This window comes from Streptomyces sp. NPDC001194 (genome assembly GCF_042896985.1).
GTDB lineage: Bacteria > Actinomycetota > Actinomycetes > Streptomycetales > Streptomycetaceae > Streptomyces.
Window position 1 is genome coordinate 13,231 of sequence record NZ_JBIAXU010000004.1, and the last position, 18,486, is coordinate 31,716.

The window sequence follows — 18,486 nt, forward strand, 5'->3', positions numbered from 1 at the left end:
GTCCGCCTCACCCTCCGGCTGGCAGCCCGGAGCGGGGAGCGGTCGCCAGGTGGTCGCCTACCCGCTTGACCATGAGGGTCATCTCGTACGCGACCTGCCCGACGTCGGAGTCGGCGTCGGAGAGCACGGCCAGGCAGCTGCCGTCGCCGGCGGCCATGACGAAGAGGAAGGCCTCGTCCAGCTCGACCACGGTCTGGCGGACGCTGCCGGACTCGAAGTGGCGGCCGACGCCCTTGGCCAGGCTGTGGAACCCGGAGGCCACGGCGGCCAGGTGCTCGCTGTCCTCGCGGGTCAGGTCCTTCGAGCTGCCGGTGGGCAGGCCGTCGCCGGAGAGGACCACGGCCTTGCGGATGCTGGCGACCCGGTCGACGAGCTCGTCGAGGAGCCAGTTGAGCGGACCGGAGCCGCGGCCCCGGGTGTCGTTGCCGGTCTGCGGTGCGGTCATCGACCGTCCCCCTCGTTCTCGTATCCGGGACCTGTGGCGGCGGAAGTGCCCTCCCCGGTTCCGGACTGCTGCTGTGCCTGCTGGGTGCGGCCCGCCGTCCAGCCGCGCTGGAGTGCGGACATGCGCGTACGTACCTCTTCCGCGTCGCGGTGGACCATCTGGTCCGCGGCGGCTTCGGCGGGCGCGGAGGCCTGGGCGTTCTTCAGTTGGGGCGCCAGGTTGGCCTGGCGGACTCGCTTGGGCAGCCCGCCGGGCCCCTGGGCGGGCGGCTCGGGCTCCGCCGCGGGCTGCGGGACCGCGGTGACCGGGCGGGGCTCCACGCGGCGCCCGTGCTCGGCGACCAGCGTGGGGGCGGGCCTGCGGCGCGGCAGCGGCACCGCGCCCGCGGACCGCGGCCCGTCGGGGCGGGCGCCGCGGACCGGGTCGGGCCGGTGGCTGTCCAGCCGGACCGGGCCGGTGGGGGCCAGCGGCTCCCGCTCCGGGCCGCCCTTGCGGTCGCTGTGCGTCCGGTCGGCCGGGCGCAGGCCCAGCAGGGCGCTGCGCGGGGTGCCGTTCGGCGGGGTCTCGTCGTCGAGGGTGGCCATGGCGGGTCGGCCGCCGATGCCGGTGAGCCCGGCGATCCCGGTGGTGATCTCGTCGAGGGTGGCCGGGTCGTCGAGGCCGAGCACGCCGAGCGGGGCCTCCAGCTCGACCGGGCCGCGCAGTTCCGGGGCGGCCAGCGAACGGCCGGCCGGAGCGCGCTCCACCGCCGCCGGGGCGGGCCGGGCGGGGCCGCGCCCGTTCTTGGCGCCCTGGCCGGCCGCCCGGCCGCCCTTGCCGTCACCGAGGCGCAGGCCGGTGCCGTTGGTCTCGGGTGCCTCGGTGAGCAGGGCCGCCGGAAGGAACACCACGGCGGTGGTGCCCCCGTACGGGCTGGGCTGGAGGACGACCTTGACGCCGTGGCGCTGGGCGAGGCGGCTGACGACGAACAGGCCGAGGCGGTCGGTGTCGGAGAGCTCGAACTCGGGGGTCTCGGCGAGCCGGAGGTTCGCGTCGAGCAGCGCCTCCGGGTTCATGCCGAGGCCGCGGTCGTGGATTTCGAGGGTGAAGCCGTTGGCGACGCGCTCGCCGAGCACCTGGACGGCGGTGTGCGGCGGGGAGAACACCGTGGCGTTCTCCAGGAGTTCGGCGACGAGGTGGGTGACGTCGGCGACGGCGGGGCCGGCTATGCCGAGCCGCGGCAGCCTCCGCACCTCGATGCGCTCGTAGTCCTCGACCTCGGCGACGGCGGCCCGTACGACGTCCATGAGCTGGACGGGCTTGCGCCACTGGCGGGAGGGGGCCGCGCCGGAGAGGATCACGAGGCCCTCGGCGTGGCGGCGCATGCGGGTGGTCATGTGGTCGAGGCGGAAGAGGTCGGCGAGCTCCTCGGCGTCCTCGGTGCGCCGTTCCATGGTGTCGAGCAGGGTCAGCTGGCGGTGGAGCAGGACCTGGTTGCGGCGGGCCAGGTTGACGAACACCTCGGACACACCGCGGCGCAGCTCGGCCTGTTTGACGGCGGCCTCGACGGCGGCGCGCTGGAGGGTGTTGAGGGCCTGGCCGACCTGGCCGACCTCGTCCTTCTCGTACTCCAGGCGCGGGGCCTCGGTCTCGATGTCCACGTGCTCGCCGGCGGCGAGACGGCGCATGACGGCGGGCAGCCGGACGCCGGAGACCTCGTGGGCCTCCTTGCGCAGCCGGGACAGGTCGCGGACCAGGTCGCGGCCGATGCGCACGGACAGGACGACGGAGAAGACGAGGGCGATGAAGCCGAGGACACCGGCGATGGCCGCCTGGACGAGGACGTCCATGGCGACGGGCTGGACGCGCTTCTGGTAGCGGTCGCCGGCGGCGGTGCCCATGGTGGCGAGGTCGTCGAGGACCTTGTTCGCGGCCTCGTCCCACTGCGCGGCGGTGATGCGCGGGTTCTTCCCGGAGCCGCCGCCGATGAACCGCTCTTCGGCGTCGCGCAGCGGCTTGGTCTCGGCGCCGCCCCAGTACTGCTCGAACTGCTCGCGGTCGTCCGCCGGGAGGATGGCCAGGTTGAAGTCGTAGAGCAGGGCGCGGTTGGCGGCGAAGTCGGAGACGTGCCGGACGTCCGCGGGGGTGACGTTGCGCGCGGCGAGGGCGGCGGCGACGACGGCGTCCTCGCGGGAGAGCGTCTCGCGGGCCCGGGTGACGCCGACGAGGGCGCGGCCCTGCTTGTCCATCTCGACGTTCTCGAGGGCGTGGAGGTTCAGCAGGAAGTCGTAGCAGGGGTCCACGAGTCGGCTGTAGAGCTCGAGCGCCTGGTTCGGGTCGAGGGTGTTCTGGTCGACGGAGCGGCGCAGGGCGCCGATGCCGTGGAAGGCGTCGAGGATGGAATCGAGGCGCTGGGCGGCTTCCGGGGCGAGCTCGTCGGAGACCTCGGGGTCCTTGGCGTTCTTGCTGATGCGGTCGACGAGCTCGTCGGTGGCGGCGCGGCGCTTGACGAGTTCGGCGGTGGCGGTGGAGGCGCGGGGGTCGCCGAGGACGACGAGGGTCTGGCGCCGTTCCTTCTGGATGACGCGGACGACGTCCTCGACGGGGTAGCCGACCTTGTCGATGACGTAGGCGACGTCCAGGAGTTCGAGGGCCTGACGGCCGGTCAGCACGGTCGCGAAGCCCCAGAGGGCGGTGAGGGAGACGAGCGGCACAAGGAGCAACGCCACGATCTTCCGGCGGATGGACTTCCCGCGAAAGCGCATGGCCTCCCCAGCCTCCCCCAGCTCAACCCCGTTGTCGGGGGTCGGTGTTCCGTCATTTAAACGGCGTGAGCCTACTACTGCCGGGAAGCGGCTTCGAAGGCGTGTCCGGACGTTTTCGGCCGGGCCTCAGGGCGTAGATCACCCGTTGTCCGACACATCCGGTCAAGTGCGGTCCGTTATGTGGCAGATGACACTTGGTGGGGTGTCAGTTCCCGCAATCGAATGGATGGCTGGAATTCTTCGTTCCGGGATGGGCAGGTGCTGGGGAGAAGTCCGGTGGATACGGGAATCCCTGGGCGGTTTCGAACGTCTAGCTGGTTGAGGGGACGGGCAGGGGGAGCAGGCGATGGGGATGTACGAGGACGACGGGCTCACGGCGGGCGCGCGGGGGCGGTCGCTGTGGGAGGAGGAACCGGCCCGCACGCGGCGGATGCCGGACCCGGTGCGGGACTCGGCGGTGCGGGCGGTGCTGATCGTGGCCGTCACGCTGACGGTGGCGACGGTCACCTTCTTCCTGGTGGTGACCGGCTCCTGGCTGGCCCTCCCGATGTCGCTCTGCGCGATAGCGGGGACGGTGGTGGCCACCTGGGGCGTGCTGGACGTGCTGATCACCCGGCAGATGTGGAACCAGCGGTACGGGGTGGTGTCCGAGCCGAGCAGTACGGCGCGGGGGCGGCGGCGCGAGCGGCGCCGGGCCCGCCGGGAGGCCCGCCCGGAGCCGCGCGGCGGGGCGGGCGGCGGGGCGGGCCGAATACCGCGGGGCGGCGCCGAGGCCGCGGGCCCCCGGCCCGCCGCATGGCCGCCGCCGGGTGCGGACCGGCGCTACCGGGCGAGCTAGCGCGTGTCCGCGAAGTGGCGCCGACCACCCGGAGGGGGCGCCGCGTACCGGGGCGTCGGGGCTTCGGTCAGGAGACGGTCGCGGAGCGGCGGAACATGCGGGTGGCCGTGATCTCGCCGTGGATGGTCTCCTCTTCCGGGGACTGCTGGGGCAGGCCCGGGCGCAGGTGCTCCTCGACGCTGATGTACTTCAGGCCCGCCCGCAGGTCCGCGTCGTTGCGCAGCCGGATGACCAGCGGGAACTCGGCGAGGGCCGTGGTGTCGAACAGGCCCGTGGTGTAGAGGAGTTGTACGCCGAGCGCATCCGAGACGGCCCGCTGGAGCTCCAGCAGGTACGTGGCGTTCGCGCGCCCGATCGGGTTGTCGAGGAACAGCGTGCCCGCGTGGCGGTGCTTGTCGCGGCCGCGGTCGTTGCTGCGCAGCGCCGCCATCGTGCAGTACAGCGCGATCGCGGCGGTGAGCAGCTGGCCGCCGGAGAACACGTCGCCCATCTGGCCCACCGGGACGCGCTCCGCGCGCAGCACCGCGTCCGGCTTCAGGATCTCGACCGAGATGCCCTTGGGCTCCAGGGCCGCCTGCACTCCGCGGAGCAGCAGGGACATGCCGTCGCGGCGGCCCTCGCCGAAGGAGGCGCTGCTGTTCTTCTTCACGGCCGCGCGGGTCGCCTCGTCGATGACCTCGCCGAGGCGTTCCGTGAGGGTGGCCTGGTCCGGCTCCTCGAAGCGGATGCGCAGGAACTCCTGGCCCGACCACTCCCCCAGGCCCTCGGGGAGCTGGGAGAGCCGCTGGGCGGAGCGCAGGGTGGCCAGGGCGGACTCCACCAGTCCGCGCAGCCGGTCGACGATGCTGTCGCGGTTGCGCTCCAGCTGGGCCAGCTCGTCGGTGAGGACGCGCAGCCGCGGTGCGAAGGCCGCCGCCCAGGCCGCGGCGTGCTCGGGCAGGGCGGAGGCGGGCAGTTCGCGGATCTGCTGGCGCGCGGGGGTGCGTACCTGCTCGTAGCGGTTGGAGTTGGCGTGGCGGACCAGAATGTCGCTCGCCTCGCGCACCGCCGCCTCGGCGGCCGAGAGGTCGGCGGCGCAGCCGCGCAGGGAGCGGCGGGCCTCGGCGGCGGACTGCCGGGCTTCCTCCAGCGTGCCCGGGTGGGCCGCCGGTTCCTGCTCGTCGTCGGGGTGGGTGTGGTCGCGCAGCAGGTCCCGCAGCATCGCCGCGGTCTCGTCGAAGCCTCCGGCGCCGTCCTCGGCGGTGCGGTGGGCGCGCAGCAGGTCGGCGTGGGCGGCCCGGGCGGTCTCCACGGCCGCGGTGTGCGCGGCGAGCTGGGCGGTGGCGGTGCGCAGGAGGGCCTGCGCCTGTTCCACGTCCCCGGGGATCAGCTCCTCGGGCAGGTCGGTGTGAGCCTCGCCCTCGGTGGGGGCGTGCCGTTCGGCTTCGCCCCGGAGCCGGCCGAGCTGCTCGCTGGCGACCTGCGCGCGGGTCTCCAGCATCTGTACGAGGGACTCGGCGCGTGCGGCGGCCGCCTGCCGGGAGGGCCCGTCGGCGCCGTCGGTGCCTTCGAGGAGCTGGGCGGCGCGGGTGCGGACCTTGTTGGTGAGCCGGTCGAGTTCGGCGAGGGCGGCGCTCTCGTCGCTCTCGGCGCGGGCCTGTTCGGCGCGCAGGTCGGCGCCGACGCCGACCTTCTCGTAGAGCCGGGAGGCGGCCCGGTAGGCCTCGCGCAGGTCGGGCAGGGGCGCCTTGGCGGCGCCGTCGTCCTCGGGCAGCGGCTCGGGGGCGCCGGCGATCTCGGCGCGCTCGGCGCGCAGCGCGCGGGCGGTGCGGCGGGCGTCGTCGGCGGCGCGCTGGGCGGCGCGGCGGTCCTCGTCGGCGGCGCGGGCGCGGTCCAGGCAGACCTCGGCGCGGGCCTCGGACTCGGCGGCTTCGTCGGCGAGTTCGCGGACCTTCACCTGCCAGCCGGCGCGCTCGCGCAGCCGGAAGGCGAGCCCGGCGAGCGCGTCGGCGGCGCGGCGGGCCCGCTGGGCGGCGTCCTGGCGCTCGTCGCGGACGCGGGCGGCGTCGGCGGCGGCCTCGTCCGCCTCGGCGCGTACGGTACGGGCCTCCGCGAGCTCGGCGTCGGCCTCCTCGGCGAACGCGCGGGCGGCCTCCGCGTGCTGCGCGAGCTCGGCGAGACGGCCCGGCGGGCAGCCGGTGCGCCAGGAGGCGAGACGGGCGGCGAGTTCGCGGTCTCCGGCGAGGCGGGCGGCCAGGTCCCGGATCTCGGTGTCGCGGGCGGTGGCGCGGGTGCGCAGCGCCTGGCGCTCCTCGTCGGCGGCGTGCTCGTCGTGCATGGCCGGGTTCGGCGGCACCAGGAACACCCCGGTGTCGGAGTGGTCGGCGGGCGGCACGGGGGCCAGCAGGGCGGCGGCCGTGCCGACGGCGACGGTCGAGCGGGGCAGCAGCGCGGCCGCGGAGAGGACCTCGCGGGCCCGGGCGTGGGTGTCGGGGTCGGTGATGACCACGCCGTCGACGAGCTCGGGGCGGGCCGCGAGGACGGCCGCGTGGTCGGCCGGGTCCACGGACTGGGCGAGGTAGCGCCAGCCGGGCAGGGCCGGGATGCCGTGTTCGCCGAGGTACTCGACGGTGGCGAGGACGTCCGGGCCGGGGGGCAGCAGCCCGCCGTCGCCGAGCGCTCCGAGGATGCGGGCGTCGTCGGCGGCGGCGGTGCGCAGCTCGAACAGCTGTCGCTCGGCCGCCCCGACTCCGCGGGTGAGCATCTCGCGCAGCTCGTCGGCGTTCCGGTCGAGGTCCGCGACGGTGAGCCCGCCGCCCGCGGCGGTACGGGAGCCGGCCGGGTCCTGCGCCGGCGCGGGGGCGGCCGCGGGCGAGCCCGTCGCGGCGGACGGGCCGGCGGGCGTGCCCGGTTCCGTCGGGGTGCCGGTACGCGGGTGGGGAAGGAAGGTTTCGGGGACCGGCGGGAGGCCCAGGAGCTCCGCCAGGCGGGGGGAGGCGGCCAGGGAGGCGGCCGCCCGGTGCTCGGCGTCGTGCGCGGCCCCGGCCGCGTCGGCGGCGTCCGCGGCGCGGGCGGCGGTGAGTTCGGCGCGGGACTCCGCGGCGGCGGCCTCGCGGGCGGCGTCGGCGGTGGTGCGGGCGGCCTCGCGGGACTCGTCCCAGGCGGCGACGGTGGTCTTCTCGGCGTCACTCGCGGCCAGGGCGGCCCGCGCCGGGTCCGCGTCGGGCGCCGAGTCGTCGAGCCAGCCGGCCCGTACGGCCTCGGCGGTCTCCTGCTGGACCTCCGCGAGCCGGGCGCGCAGGTGCTCGGCCTCGCTGCGGGCCCGCTGGGCCGCCGTCGCGGCGGCGGTGGCGTCGCGGTGCGCGGCCTCGCCCGCCTCCTGGAGGGCGGCGGACCGCTCCTCCTCCTCGTTGGCGACGCGTTCGCCGTTCTCGGCGGCCGTGTGCAGGGCCCGTACGAGCGCGGCGGCGGCCGTCGCGCGGGCGGCGAGCGCCGGGGCGGCGTCGCGCTCGGCCTCCAGGATCGCGGCGGCGACCCGGGCGGAGCGGTCGGACGCGGCGCGGTGGCGCAGCACGATCTCGGCGGCCTGCCACGCGGAGTGCAGGGTGCGGGCTTCGAGGAGCTCGCGGCGCTGGGCGGCGGCGGCCTTGTCGGCGACGGTCAGCGCCAGCGAGGCGTGCCGGTAGGCGAGTTCGGCGGAGACGGCGGCGCTGCGGGTCCGCGCGGACTCGGCGGAGGTGACCGCGTGGGCGGCGCCGGTGACCCGCTGCGCGAGGTCGGCGGCGCGGCCGCGCTCCTCGGCGGCGCGGGCCGACAGCCGCCGGGCGAGGGTGCGCGTACGGCGCTCGGCGCCCGCGTGGACGTCGCGGAGCCGGGAGCGGGTCTCGGCGGCCTCGACGATCTTGGTCAGCAGGTCCACCGAGCCGGCGGTGAAGTCCCGTTCGGCCATCAGCTCGGCACGGCGGCCGAGCTTGTTGCCGAAGCCGTGGACCAGGTCGGCGAGGCCGTCGGTGTCACGGGTGTCGGTGACGGCGCGCAGCAGCAGGTCGGTGAAGTCGGAGTCCTTCTTGACCGCGAAGAGGCCGGCCGCCTCGCCCTCGTCGGCGTTCATCTCACGCTGGTAGCGGAAGAGTTCGGGGTCGAGGCCGAGCTCGGTGAGGTGCTCGTTCCAGCGGTCGTGGATCTCCTCGAAGTACACCTCCAGGTGCGGGTACGCCTTGCCGGCCTCGGTGAGGGCGTCACGGAAGCCCTTCATCGTGCGGCGCCGGCCCCGGGCGCCGGAGGCGCCTTCGACGGGCGGGCGGACGGCGGTGGCCTCGGCGACGGGGAGGTTGTCCAGGCTCAGGCCCGGGCCGGGGCGGAAGGAGTACCAGGCCTCGGCGAACTTGCGCGGGTCGTTGGAGACCTGGCGGCCGCGCCATTCGCTGACCTTGCCGACGACCACGCACTCGCCGGTCTGGGTGTGCTGCCATTCGAGGGCCACGTGGCCGCAGTCGTCGGCGAGCAGGAACTTGCGCAGGACGCCGGAGCTGGCGCCGCCGAGGGTGTTGCGGTGACCGGGGAGCATCACCGAGAAGATCAGCTTGAGCAGGACGGACTTGCCGCCGCCGTTCTCCAGGAAGAGCACGCCCGCGGGCGCCGGGCGGCGCGGCGGGCCGGTGGGCTCGTCCTCGAAGAACTCCGCCTGCGCGGGCGCCGGGTGGGGCACCGGCTCGCCGACTCCGCGCAGGTCGAGCACGGTGTCGGCGTAGCGCGCACCGGCGGGCCCGATGGAGTAGAGGCGGATCCGGGACAGCTCGTACATGGCGGCGGACTCTCGTGAATTCTCGGTACGGAGGGGTACGGAGGGCAGGTCGGGCGGCGGGACTCAGGCGTGGAAGGGCAGGCCGGCGTCGGCGGCGAGCTCCAGGTCGTCGCCCTCGGGCGGCGGCAGGAGGCTGGCGGAGCCGTCGCTGACGGGGACCACGCCGAGTTCCAGGAGCTCGGCCATGGCCGCGCTGCCCGCCATGTCGCGGACTTGGAGCTGGTAGCGGGGGGTGGTGCGGTACGTACCGCCGGCGTCGTCGCCGGTGCGCTGCAGGAACCCGGAGTCCGTGAGGAAGGCGGCGGCCTTGCCCACGATGCCGGTGGTGGAGCCGGCCAGGCGGCGGGCGTCCTTGGTGGCGCCGGTCGCGCTGCGGCGGGCGTAGACCCGCCAGGCGGCCTCGAGGCCGGGGGCGTCGGTGGCCGGGTCGGTGTTCTCGCCGAGCTCCTCGGCGCGCTCCTCCAGCCGGCGGCAGGTCTGCCGGACGAAGGCGTCGACCCCGTTGACGGTGATCCGGCCGATGTAGCCGTCGTCGGCGAGGTCCTCGGGGCGGGGGTAGGCGAGGGCGGCGACGGCGAGGTGGGCGAGGCCGTGCAGGAACCGGTCGGCGGAGTCGGCGGTCGTACGGCGGGCGTAGTCGCCCATCCGGACGGCGAACACGGAGTCCTCGCCGGCGGCGACGGCCATGCCGGCGCGCGGGGACACCTCCAGGACGACGAGGCCGAGGCCGGTGGCGACGGCGTCGGCGAGCCGGCCGAAGGCGGGCTCCTCCCGGTAGCGGCGCAGCAGTTCGGCGTATTCGGCGTCGCGGGCGGGGAGGAGCTTGGGCTGGAGTCCGAACGCGACGAGCCGGGCCGCGTCCGCGGCGTCGGCGGGCGTGACGACCCCTTGGGGGGTCTGCGCGGCGGGGGCGGGCGCGACGGGGGCCGGCGGCGCGTCGGCCTCGCTCCACGCGGGGTGTTCGGCGTGGTGGTCGCTCACGGGTACTGCCTCTCGTGGTGTGCGGTGGTTGCGACGGCGGGCGGATTCGCTCCCCCGCGCCGCTCCTTCCCGCTGTGCTGGATCATGCGGCTCGGCCGTGCGGCGCGGGCGGGCTCCTGCGCCGGGGCGGCGCTCATGCCGCCTCCGTACGGTCCGCGGTCATCGCGGCCGCGTCCAGGAGGGCCGTGCCGACGATCAGGTCCGCGCCGCCGAACTCGGGGTCTTCGAGCTGCGTGCCGTCGTCCACGGCGAAGAGCAGCCGCTCCTCGCCCTGGCGGTAGGCCGTGCCGACGGCCGGGCTCGCCGCGTGGACGGCCAGCAGGGCCACCAGGTACGGCAGGTCGGGGTCGCTGCGCCGGGCCTCGGCGAGCAGGCCCGACAGCCGGCGCGGGGCGTCGTGCGGCAGGTCCAGGAGCTCCATCGCGGCGGCGAGCTGCTCCTCGCTGAACCGGCTGTCGTCCGGGGTCGCGATGAGGTCCGGCTCCGGCATCTCCGCGCCGAGGTGCTCGCGCTCCACCGGCGGTGTCAGCAGTATCTCGACGAGGTCGCAGACGCGCACCGAGACCGGGGTCCGCAGTCCGACCGCCGATGCGAAGAAGGCGTCCGTGACCCGGGAGGCCTGTGCGAGCGGCAGCGGCAGCACGGGCGCCACGAGCTGCCCGTACAGGTCGATCCCGGAGCGCGGCGCGGGGGCCGCGAAGGCCTGCCGGTCCTGCTCGGCGCGGAACAGCGGTCCCGCGTCGAGCAGCCTCGACTGGAGCTGGGTGTGGCGGCGGATGCAGTCCTTGACGATGTCGACGAGCTCGGCGGCGCGCCGCTTGTTGTCGGGCTCCTCGGCCTCGTCGCGGGCCCGCCGGATGTTCGTGAGGATCGCGTTCTCGTGCCGGTAGCGGTCGGCGACGTGGTCGAGGGCCTCCTCGATCATGTCCGGCACGGACTCGAGCCAGTCCACCGCCCGGACGTTGCGCCGGGTCGCGTCCAGCGTGCGGCGCAGGGTCTCCGCGTACTGCACCGTGCGGTAGCGGGCCTGCTCGGCGGCCAGCTGGGCGTCGGCCAGCCTGCCGCGGCTGATCAGGACCTCCAGCTTCACCTCGGCGGCGATCTGAGCGCTGGTGACGTCCGTGTCGAGGGCGCCGACCAGTACGTTGACGGCCTCGTCCGTCGTACGGAGGTAGACCGCCCCGCCGTAGCCGGGGACCTCTTCGATCAGCTTGAAGTCGTAGTCCCGGCGGACGTACACCCCGTCCGGGCCGAAGGTGCCGTAGATCGCGCGGAAGCCCCGGTCGACGCTGCCGACGTTGATGAGGTTCTCCAGCACCCAGCGGGCCACCCGCTCGTGCTCGGCCGCCGGGCGGTCCGGTGCCTGCGCGGCGACGCGCGGCAGCAGCCGGGCCACTATCTGCTCGTGGTCCGCGCCGGTGTCGAAGTCCATGTTGAGCGTGACCAGGTCGATCGCGGCGAGCGCGACCTCCGCCATCGCGTAGATCCCGTACTCGCCGGCGAGATTGGCCTTGCGTACGTCGAGGTCGTGCAGCGGGGCGGTGCAGGCGAGCGCGCGCAGCCGCCGTGCCAGGCCCTCGTCGGCGGCCGGGCCCGGCGCCGGGGAGGGAAGGGGCTTCGGCGGGGCGGGGAGAGTCACGGACAAAGACTAGGCGCTGACACCGACAACATCCCAAACGGCATGGTTCGGCCGGATCGGTCCCGGCAGGCGCCGCCGGTTCCGCCGCTTCCGCCGGTCGGGCCGGACGCGCACTGTTGCGCGCCGCCACGTTCTACGCTCACGGCATGGTTTCCATGATCGCACCTTTGATCGACCTCAACGCCGATCTGGGCGAGGGCTTCGGGCGCTGGACCCTGACCGACGACGAGGCCCTGCTGTCCGTGGTCACGAGCGCCAACGTGGCCTGCGGCTTCCACGCCGGGGACCCGTCCATCATGCGCCGGGTCTGCGAGCTGGCCGCGGAGCGGGGCGTACGGATCGGCGCGCAGGTCTCGTACCGGGATCTGGCGGGCTTCGGGCGGCGCTCGATGGACGTGCCGGCGGGAGAGCTCGCCGACGAGGTGGCGTACCAGATCGGGGCGCTGGAGGTCTTCGCCCGGGCGGCAGGCTCCAAGGTGTCGTACGTGAAACCGCACGGTGCGCTCTACAACCGGACGGTCCACGACGCCGACCAGGCGGGCGCGGTGATCGCCGGCGTCCGGCTGGCGGCCGGGGCCGCGGGCCTGCCCGTCCTGGGCCTGCCGGGCTCGCTGCTGCTCGCCGCCGCCCGGGCGGCGGGGCTCACGGCCGTGCCGGAGGCCTTCGCCGACCGGGCGTACACACCGGCCGGGACGCTGGTGCCGCGCGGCGAGCCGGGGGCGGTGCTGCACGACCCGGAGGCCGTGGTCGCCCGGGCGGTCGCGATGGCGGCCGAGGGGGCGGTGACGGCCGCCGACGGCTCCTCGGTGGCGCTGCGGGCGCGCTCACTGTGCCTGCACGGGGACACCCCGGGGGCGGCCGGGCTCGCGCAGCGCGTCCGCGGGGCGCTGGGCGCCGCCGGGGTCCGGGTGGAGGCCTTCGCGTGAGGCCGCTGGTCGTGGGCGGCGAGGCGCTGCTGATCGAGCTGGACTCGGCGGCGGAGGTCGCGGCGCTCCACGCGGAGCTGCTCCGGCGGCGGGACGCGGGCGAGCTGGGCGCCGTACGGGACCTCGTGCCGGCCGCGCGGACCGTGCTGCTGGACGGTGTGCGCGAGCCGGGCGCGCTGGCGGAGCGGATCGCGCGCTGGGAGGTGCCGCCGCTCGCGGAGACCGAGGGGCCGCTGGTCACCGTCCCGGTGCGGTACGACGGGCCGGACCTGGCGGAGGTGGCCCGGCTGTGGGGGGTCGCCGAGCGGGAGGTGGCCGAGGTCGTGGGGGACACCGTGTTCCGGGTGGCCTTCTGCGGGTTCGCACCGGGATTCGGCTACCTGACCGGGCTGCCGGAGCGCTTCCACCTGCCCCGGCGGGCCACGCCCCGTACGGCCGTCCCGGCGGGCTCGCTGGCGCTGGCCGGCGAGTACGCGGGGGTGTACCCGCGCTCCTCCCCCGGCGGCTGGCAGCTGGTGGGGACGGCGGAGGCGGTGCTGTGGGATCCGGAGCGGGAGCCGGCGGCGCTGTTCGCGCCCGGGGTACGGGTGCGGTTCGAGGAGGTGGCGGGGTGAGCGGCGCGGCGCTGCGGGTGCTCAGGGCGGGGGCGCTGACGACCGTCCAGGACCTGGGGCGACCCGGATACGCGCACCTGGGGGTGGCGAGATCGGGCGCGCTGGACGCGGGGGCGCACGCGCTGGCCAACCGCCTGCTGGGCAACCCGGCGGACGCGGCCGCCCTGGAGACCACGCTGGACGGGGTCGCCCTGCTCGCGCTGGCCCCGGTGACCGTGGCGGTCACGGGAGCGCCGTGCTCCGTACGGGTGTCGGGCCGCGCGGTGGCCTGGGGGGCGCCGGTACGGCTTCGGGCCGGGGCGGAGCTGGAGGTCGGCCGGGCGGAGTCGGGGGTGCGCGGCTACGTCGCGGTGCGGGGTGGTTTCCGCGTGCAGCCGGTCCTGGGCAGCCGCTCGACGGACCTGCTGTCGGGGCTGGGACCGCCCGTCCTGACGGCCGGGACGGTGCTGCCGGTGGGCCCGGCCGGTCCGGATCCGGTCCGCTGGACCGACGTGCCGGCCCTGCCGGGGGCGCCGGGCGAGCTGGTGCTGCCGCTGCGGACGGGGCCGCGTGCGGACTGGTTCGAGCCGGCTTCGATCGCGGCCCTGTGGCGTGCGGAGTTCCGGGTCTCGCCGGCGTCGAACCGCATCGGCCTGCGCACCGAGGCCGGGACCCGGCTGGTCCGCGCCCGCGGCGGTGAACTCCCGAGCGAGGGCATGGTCCTGGGCGCGGTGCAGGTCCCGCCGGACGGCCTCCCGGTGGTCTTCCTGGCGGACCACCCGGTGACGGGCGGCTACCCGGTGGTGGGCGTGGTCCCCGCGGGTCCGGCCCTCGACGCGGCGGCCCAGGCCCGGCCGGGGGTGCCGGTGAGGTTCGTGAGGGCCCGATGACACGTTCGCGGGGGCTCCGGCCGCGTACCGGGTGAGGGGGGGCCGGCCGGGTCCCCGGACGCGGGAGGCGGAGCGCGCGCGCGAGCGGAACCGGCGCGGGGGGCACCGGGCGCACGGCCCGGGCGCGGGAGCCCTGACGCGGCCGGACGGACTCCGGCCCGGCCCCCTCTCGTCAGGGGGCCGGGCCGGGTGTGTGCACGAAGGGCGGCTACACGGCCGATTCCGGGGCGATCCGGCTGCGTACCGCGGACTGGACGTCCTCTTCCTCGGCGGGGTCGGCCGCCAGGCGGCGCAGGCGCGGGGCGACCCGGGCGTCCGCGGTCTCCGCGTGGTGGGCGGCCACCTCGCGGGTGGTCTCCTCGCAGTCCCAGAGGCATTCCACGGCGAAGCCGGCCGCGAAGGAGGGGTCCGTGCTGGCCAGGGCGCGGGCCGCGCGCCCGCGCAGGTGGGAGGAGGCCGTCTCGCGGTAGATGTGGCGCAGCACCGGTGCCGCGCAGCCGATGGACAGCCGGCCGGCCCCGTCGACCAGGGTGAACAGCCGCTGGGCGTCCGGTCCCGAGCCGCGGACCGTCGAGCGCAGGGCGCCCAGTACGAGTGCGGTGTCCTCGGCTCCGCCCCGGGCGGCCAGGAGGGCGGCGGCGGCCGCGCCCAGGGCGTCGGGGCGGTGGACCCACTGGCGGGCCCGGTCCACGGCCGCGGGGCCGCACATGCGCTCGTAGGCGGCCACGGCGGGCTCGTCCCCGGCGGCTTCGATGAGGTCCAGTACGGCCGGGTTCTCCGGCTCGGCGAGGACCAGGTGGTGCAGGGCGGTGGCCCGGGCGGCCTCGCCGCCCGCCCCGGCGGCGGCCGCGAGGATCGCGGAGCGGTCCTCGGGCGCCGCGACGGCGGCGAGGCAGCGGGCGGCGGGTACGTGCAGCGGGGTGCCGCGGCGCAAGCCGTCGGCGGCCCAGTCGAAGACGGCCTGGACCCCCCAGCCGGGGCGGGGCCCGTTCGGGGTGAGCTGGCGCTGCCAGCGGTCGAAGGAGCCCTGTTGGCGGGCCGCGCGCAGGCGGTCGCCGTACTCGGGTGACTCTTCCCACAGACACCAGGGCCGGGGCTCGTAGGCGTCGCGGACGGCGGCGGCCAGCCGCGCCCCGCCCTCGGCGTCGTCCGGGAACCTGGCGAGCACGGGCGCGGCGAGGCCGCGCAGCCCCTCGTCGTCGTCGCGCAGGGCGAGCTCGTCGAGGGCCCAGGCCCAGTTGGACCCCGAGGCGGCGTAGCGGCGCAGCAGCATGAGCGCGTCGTCGCGGCCGTACGAGGCCAGGTGGCCCAGGACGGACAGGGCGAGGCCGGTCCGGTGGTCCGTGTCGTCGACGAGGTCGTCGGCGCTGAAGAGGTGGCTCTCGATCGTGCCGAGGGGGCCGTCGAGATCCAAGTACAGGCGCGCGTAGTACAGCGAGCGGTTCTCGACCTGCCAGTCCTGGCGCGGGTCGCTGACCACGCACTGGTTGAGGGCCGTGAGGGCCTCCGCCCGGGGCGCCGCGAGGGCGTGCAGCGTGCCGTCGCCGCGACCCCGCTGGAGGAGCCCGAGCAGGGTGCCGCTTGGCGCTATGACTGGTTCGAACATGGGAATGGCCTCAAATCAAGCTGGGGACGCAACCGGGAATCGGGATTCACAGGGCCGCGTAACAGCATGTGAGGACGTCCGCCGTCATGTTCCGCTCGATGTAGACCATTGCCTTCTCACTCTCGTCGGTGCTCCGCGACCACGTCGGCCGGGTTTGTGCAGGGGGTGGGTCCGGACACCCGACGTGTCCTGCCCGCTCCTGCCCGTCCGCCGTGTCCGCGAATCGAATCCGTCGCCATGATGACCCAGCCGGTTTGTGCACCGCGACCACATTTACGGCCGCCGTGACCATTCCGTGAGGTGGCGGACCGATCGGACCCTGCCAGGTCACGGGCAAAAACGGACTACTCGGCTCCGAAGAGTTCCAGCAGGTCGGCCTTGGCGAACATGCGGGCGGTGTCCACGGCGGAGGGTGTTCCGGCGGTCGGATCCGCGCCGCCGGCCAGCAGCGCGCGGATGACGGTCTCCTCGCCCTTGAAGACGGCGCCGGCGAGCGGCGTCTGGCCGCGGTCGTTGGCACGGTCGGCCTCCGCGCCGCGGGCGAGCAGGGCCGTGACGGTGGCCGCGTGGCCGTGGTAGGCGGCGAGCATGACGAGGGTGTCGCCGCGGTCGTTCGTCAGGTTGGCCGGCACTCCGGCGTCCAGGTACGCGGTGAGCGTCTCGGTCTCGCCCTGCCGGGCGAGGTCGAAGATCTTGGTGGCCAGCTCGATGACGTCCTCGTCGGGAGCGCCCTGGGAGCCGCCCTGGGTGGGCCCGTGCTCGCTCATCTGTCGTACCGCCTTCCACTCGCTGTTGACGTGAGATTCCCCGGGCCGGGCGGGCAGGGGGGCGTACGGGAACTGCGACCGTACGGGTGAATCGCCAGGGTAGCGCCCGGACCTGCACATACGGGGGCCGGACCGAGGCAAGGATCACGGTCGGCCCCGGTTCGCGGCGGACGCGCCAGCCGGACTGCGCCGGGCAAGTGAAAAAAGCCTGGATTCACCCGTATGCACCTTTTATCGCATTGATACTTCCTGTGAGCCTGGAACAACTGTTGGTGACCGTCCCCACCCACCAGGAGAACTTCTCATGATCCTGTCCATCTCGGGCGTCGTCCTGCTCGGCATCATCGCCTTCCTCTTCTTCAAGAAGGACGGGATGAAGCTGTCGCACGCGTTCGTCTGCGCGCTGTTCGGCTTCTTCCTCGCCGGCTCCGCCATCGCCCCCAGCATCACGGCGAGCACCGCGAGCCTCGCGAGCCTCCTCGGCGGGATCAAGCTCTAGCGCCGCCCCCACGACACCGTCCGCACTACACGACTCCAGGAGACGACCGTGGCCCGGCGCCCGCTCCCCCGCATCCTCGGCAACGGCACCACGTCGCTGGCACGGGGCCGCGACCTTGCTCGCACGGCCGCCGACAGCGCCACGGACGTCCTCCATCCGCTCCTCGTCATCGGGCGCGGCCTGCGCATCCTGGCCGCGGCCGGGCGGCGCAAATGGGCCGACACCCCCAAGGACAAGCGTGGTCCCGCGCTTTTCCTGGGCGCCGCCTGCGTCCTCGTGGTCGCGCTCGCCCCGTACGGCCCGCTGCTCGCCCTGATCACCCTGATGGCGGCGGCGGCCTGGCGGGGACGCGACCGGACCCCGGTGAAGACCGGGCCCAGCGAGGCCGAGACCGAGCGGCTCGGCGCCCTCTACGAGGCGCTCGTGCCGTACTTCTCCATCGCCGAGGACCCCAACCCGCTCTTCGCCCACGGCGGGGAGTGGGACAAGGCCTTCAGCGGCTACGCCTTCGACGAGGCGGGCCGCGTCACCCGGCTCCGGATCCGCTACCCCGCCTACTTCACCGACGGCGAGCCCGCCTCGCGGGCCCGCATCGAGACCCTGCTCCACGCCAAGTCCGGGCGCGGCAGGGAGTACCTCTTCGACTGGGACGAGGAGGGCAACCAGCTCGACCTGACGGTGCTCTCGCCGCTGCCGACCGGCATCGCCGCCCAGCCGTTCGTCACCTCTCCCGGGGAGACCGTGCTCGGCTTCACCGACGCCGGCACCGTGCAGCGCACCCTGCCGGTCCTGGAGGACGACGAGGCCCGCGACGTGCCGCCGGTCATCTGGCGCACCGGCCCCCGCTCCACCGAGCCGCACCTGCTTGCGGTCGGCCGGCCCGGCAGCGGCACCTCCTCCCTGCTGCGCTCGATCGCCCTGCAGGCGCTGCACCACGGGGGCGAGGTACTGATCGTGGAGGGCGGCGGCAGCGGGGAGTTCGCCTGCCTGACGGGGCGTACGGGCGTGCTGGCCGTCGAGTGCGGTCCGGCCGGGGCCCTGGCCACGCTGGAATGGGCCGCCCGCGAGACCGAGCGGCGGCTGATCGCCACGCACCGCGCCCGCGAAGCGGGCAGGCCGGCGCCCGAGGACACCCGGCGGCCGCTGTGGATCCTGCTGGACCGGCCCAGCGTGCTCGCGCACCTCGCGACGGCCGAGGGGGGTCCCGACCCCCTCTCCCAGCTCCAGGTACCGCTGCGGCACGGGCGGGCCGCGCACGTCACGGTCGTGGTGGCCGAGCAGTTCGACCACCTGGAGCTGCTGAACGACGCCGTCTGGCAGCACACCCGGGCCCGGATCGTGCTCGGCCCGGCCGCGACCCAGCAGATCACCGACGTACTGGGGCTGCCCCCGCACACCACGCCGACGGCGCACGTGCCGCCGGGGCGCGGCTACGCGCGGCTCGGCACGGGTCCCGTGCACCGGCTGCAGGTGCCCGCCACGCCGGACCCGTACGACGACGCCACGCACCCGGGACACCGCCAGGCGGTGCTGGAGCTGCTGCCGGGGCGGCAGCTGCCGGGCCCGGGCGGCCCGGGGCGGGTGGCGCCGGCCAAGGCGCTGCACATCGTCCAGCCGCCGGCCCGGGCACAGGGCCCGGCGATCGACGCCGAGGAGCTAGCGGAGTTCGAGCAGTTCGACGACGCCGAGGAGACGCCGGCCGAGACACCGCCGGCCCGCGGCCCCTGGCCGGTGGGTCCCTGAGCCGCTGGACGCCTGGGCCGGTGGGCCCCTGA

At 75.5% G+C, this 18,486-nt stretch carries 14 protein-coding genes; 6 read left to right on the plus strand and 8 right to left on the minus strand.

What is annotated here, in order from left to right; translation table 11 throughout:
- Positions 1-7 precede the first annotated feature (7 nt).
- Positions 8-445, minus strand: a complete 438-nt coding sequence (locus ACFY1T_RS11205; RefSeq protein ID WP_030871925.1) for a roadblock/LC7 domain-containing protein — start codon at positions 443-445, stop codon at positions 8-10.
- Positions 442-3,189: a nitrate- and nitrite sensing domain-containing protein gene (locus ACFY1T_RS11210; protein WP_390787921.1), complete on the minus strand. Its 2,748-nt coding sequence runs from the start codon at positions 3,187-3,189 to the stop codon at positions 442-444. Before ACFY1T_RS11210 ends, ACFY1T_RS11205 begins: the two co-directional genes overlap by 4 nt.
- Before the next feature lie 346 nt (positions 3,190-3,535).
- Between ACFY1T_RS11210 and ACFY1T_RS11215 the strand changes: the two genes are divergently transcribed.
- A complete protein-coding gene (locus tag ACFY1T_RS11215) occupies positions 3,536-4,027 on the plus strand; it encodes a hypothetical protein (RefSeq protein ID WP_390787922.1) in 492 nt (163 codons plus the stop codon).
- Between the two features lie 67 nt (positions 4,028-4,094).
- On the opposite strand, the gene ACFY1T_RS11220 is transcribed toward ACFY1T_RS11215, so the two are convergent.
- The 4 genes from ACFY1T_RS11220 to ACFY1T_RS11235 form a co-directional block, all read right to left on the minus strand.
- Positions 4,095-8,810: a hypothetical protein gene (locus ACFY1T_RS11220; RefSeq protein ID WP_390787923.1), complete on the minus strand. Its 4,716-nt coding sequence runs from the start codon at positions 8,808-8,810 to the stop codon at positions 4,095-4,097.
- 63 nt (positions 8,811-8,873) lie between these two features.
- Entirely contained in the window at positions 8,874-9,791 is a 918-nt protein-coding gene (locus ACFY1T_RS11225) for a hypothetical protein (protein WP_390787924.1), read from the minus strand.
- Positions 9,788-9,928, minus strand: a complete 141-nt coding sequence (locus tag ACFY1T_RS11230; RefSeq protein ID WP_390787925.1) for a hypothetical protein — start codon at positions 9,926-9,928, stop codon at positions 9,788-9,790. The genes ACFY1T_RS11225 and ACFY1T_RS11230 overlap by 4 nt, the downstream gene beginning before the upstream one ends.
- Positions 9,925-11,430, minus strand: a complete 1,506-nt coding sequence (locus ACFY1T_RS11235; protein WP_030871913.1) for a hypothetical protein — start codon at positions 11,428-11,430, stop codon at positions 9,925-9,927. Before ACFY1T_RS11235 ends, ACFY1T_RS11230 begins: the two co-directional genes overlap by 4 nt.
- 167 nt (positions 11,431-11,597) lie before the next feature.
- Here ACFY1T_RS11235 and ACFY1T_RS11240 point away from each other — a divergent pair, with 167 nt between their 5' ends.
- The 3 genes from ACFY1T_RS11240 to ACFY1T_RS11250 are packed head-to-tail and all read left to right on the plus strand — an operon-like array spanning position 11,598 to position 13,839.
- The gene (locus ACFY1T_RS11240) at positions 11,598-12,356 is read left to right on the plus strand and encodes a LamB/YcsF family protein (protein ID WP_390788288.1); all 759 of its coding nucleotides are present in this window, start codon (positions 11,598-11,600) and stop codon (positions 12,354-12,356) included.
- Positions 12,353-12,970 (plus strand): allophanate hydrolase subunit 1, encoded by a 618-nt coding sequence (locus ACFY1T_RS11245; protein WP_390787926.1) that lies wholly within the window; start codon positions 12,353-12,355, stop codon positions 12,968-12,970. Before ACFY1T_RS11240 ends, ACFY1T_RS11245 begins: the two co-directional genes overlap by 4 nt.
- Positions 12,967-13,839, plus strand: a complete 873-nt coding sequence (locus tag ACFY1T_RS11250) for a biotin-dependent carboxyltransferase family protein (protein WP_390787927.1) — start codon at positions 12,967-12,969, stop codon at positions 13,837-13,839. The genes ACFY1T_RS11245 and ACFY1T_RS11250 overlap by 4 nt, the downstream gene beginning before the upstream one ends.
- A 208-nt stretch (positions 13,840-14,047) precedes the next feature.
- On the opposite strand, the gene ACFY1T_RS11255 is transcribed toward ACFY1T_RS11250, so the two are convergent.
- Together ACFY1T_RS11255 and ACFY1T_RS11260 are read right to left on the minus strand one after the other, a co-directional pair.
- Positions 14,048-15,445 (minus strand): HEAT repeat domain-containing protein, encoded by a 1,398-nt coding sequence (locus tag ACFY1T_RS11255; RefSeq protein WP_390787928.1) that lies wholly within the window; start codon positions 15,443-15,445, stop codon positions 14,048-14,050.
- A 344-nt stretch (positions 15,446-15,789) separates the two neighbouring features.
- Positions 15,790-16,212: an ankyrin repeat domain-containing protein gene (locus ACFY1T_RS11260; protein ID WP_390787929.1), complete on the minus strand. Its 423-nt coding sequence runs from the start codon at positions 16,210-16,212 to the stop codon at positions 15,790-15,792.
- A 304-nt stretch (positions 16,213-16,516) separates the two neighbouring features.
- Here ACFY1T_RS11260 and ACFY1T_RS11265 point away from each other — a divergent pair, with 304 nt between their 5' ends.
- Together ACFY1T_RS11265 and ACFY1T_RS11270 are read left to right on the plus strand one after the other, a co-directional pair.
- On the plus strand, positions 16,517-16,711 hold the full coding sequence (locus ACFY1T_RS11265; RefSeq protein WP_030162614.1) for a hypothetical protein: 195 nt from the start codon (positions 16,517-16,519) through the stop codon (positions 16,709-16,711).
- A gap of 48 nt (positions 16,712-16,759) precedes the next feature.
- Positions 16,760-18,454 carry a hypothetical protein gene (locus ACFY1T_RS11270; RefSeq protein WP_390787930.1) on the plus strand — a complete coding sequence of 565 codons (1,695 nt, stop codon included), beginning with the start codon at positions 16,760-16,762 and terminating at the stop codon, positions 18,452-18,454.
- Positions 18,455-18,486 lie beyond the last annotated feature (32 nt).

Excerpts from the sequence above, each read along its gene's own strand:
- ACFY1T_RS11265 (WP_030162614.1), top strand. The coding sequence starts at position 16,517 with ATGATCCTGTCCATCTCGGGCGTCGTCCTGCTCGGCATCATCGCCTTC.
- ACFY1T_RS11255 (WP_390787928.1), bottom strand. The coding sequence starts at position 15,445 with ATGTTCGAACCAGTCATAGCGCCAAGCGGCACCCTGCTCGGGCTCCTC.
- ACFY1T_RS11210 (WP_390787921.1), bottom strand. The coding sequence starts at position 3,189 with ATGCGCTTTCGCGGGAAGTCCATCCGCCGGAAGATCGTGGCGTTGCTC.
- ACFY1T_RS11215 (WP_390787922.1), top strand. The coding sequence starts at position 3,536 with ATGGGGATGTACGAGGACGACGGGCTCACGGCGGGCGCGCGGGGGCGG.
- ACFY1T_RS11260 (WP_390787929.1), bottom strand. The coding sequence starts at position 16,212 with ATGAGCGAGCACGGGCCCACCCAGGGCGGCTCCCAGGGCGCTCCCGAC.
- ACFY1T_RS11205 (WP_030871925.1), bottom strand. The coding sequence starts at position 445 with ATGACCGCACCGCAGACCGGCAACGACACCCGGGGCCGCGGCTCCGGT.
- ACFY1T_RS11230 (WP_390787925.1), bottom strand. The coding sequence starts at position 9,928 with ATGAGCGCCGCCCCGGCGCAGGAGCCCGCCCGCGCCGCACGGCCGAGC.
- ACFY1T_RS11220 (WP_390787923.1), bottom strand. The coding sequence starts at position 8,810 with ATGTACGAGCTGTCCCGGATCCGCCTCTACTCCATCGGGCCCGCCGGT.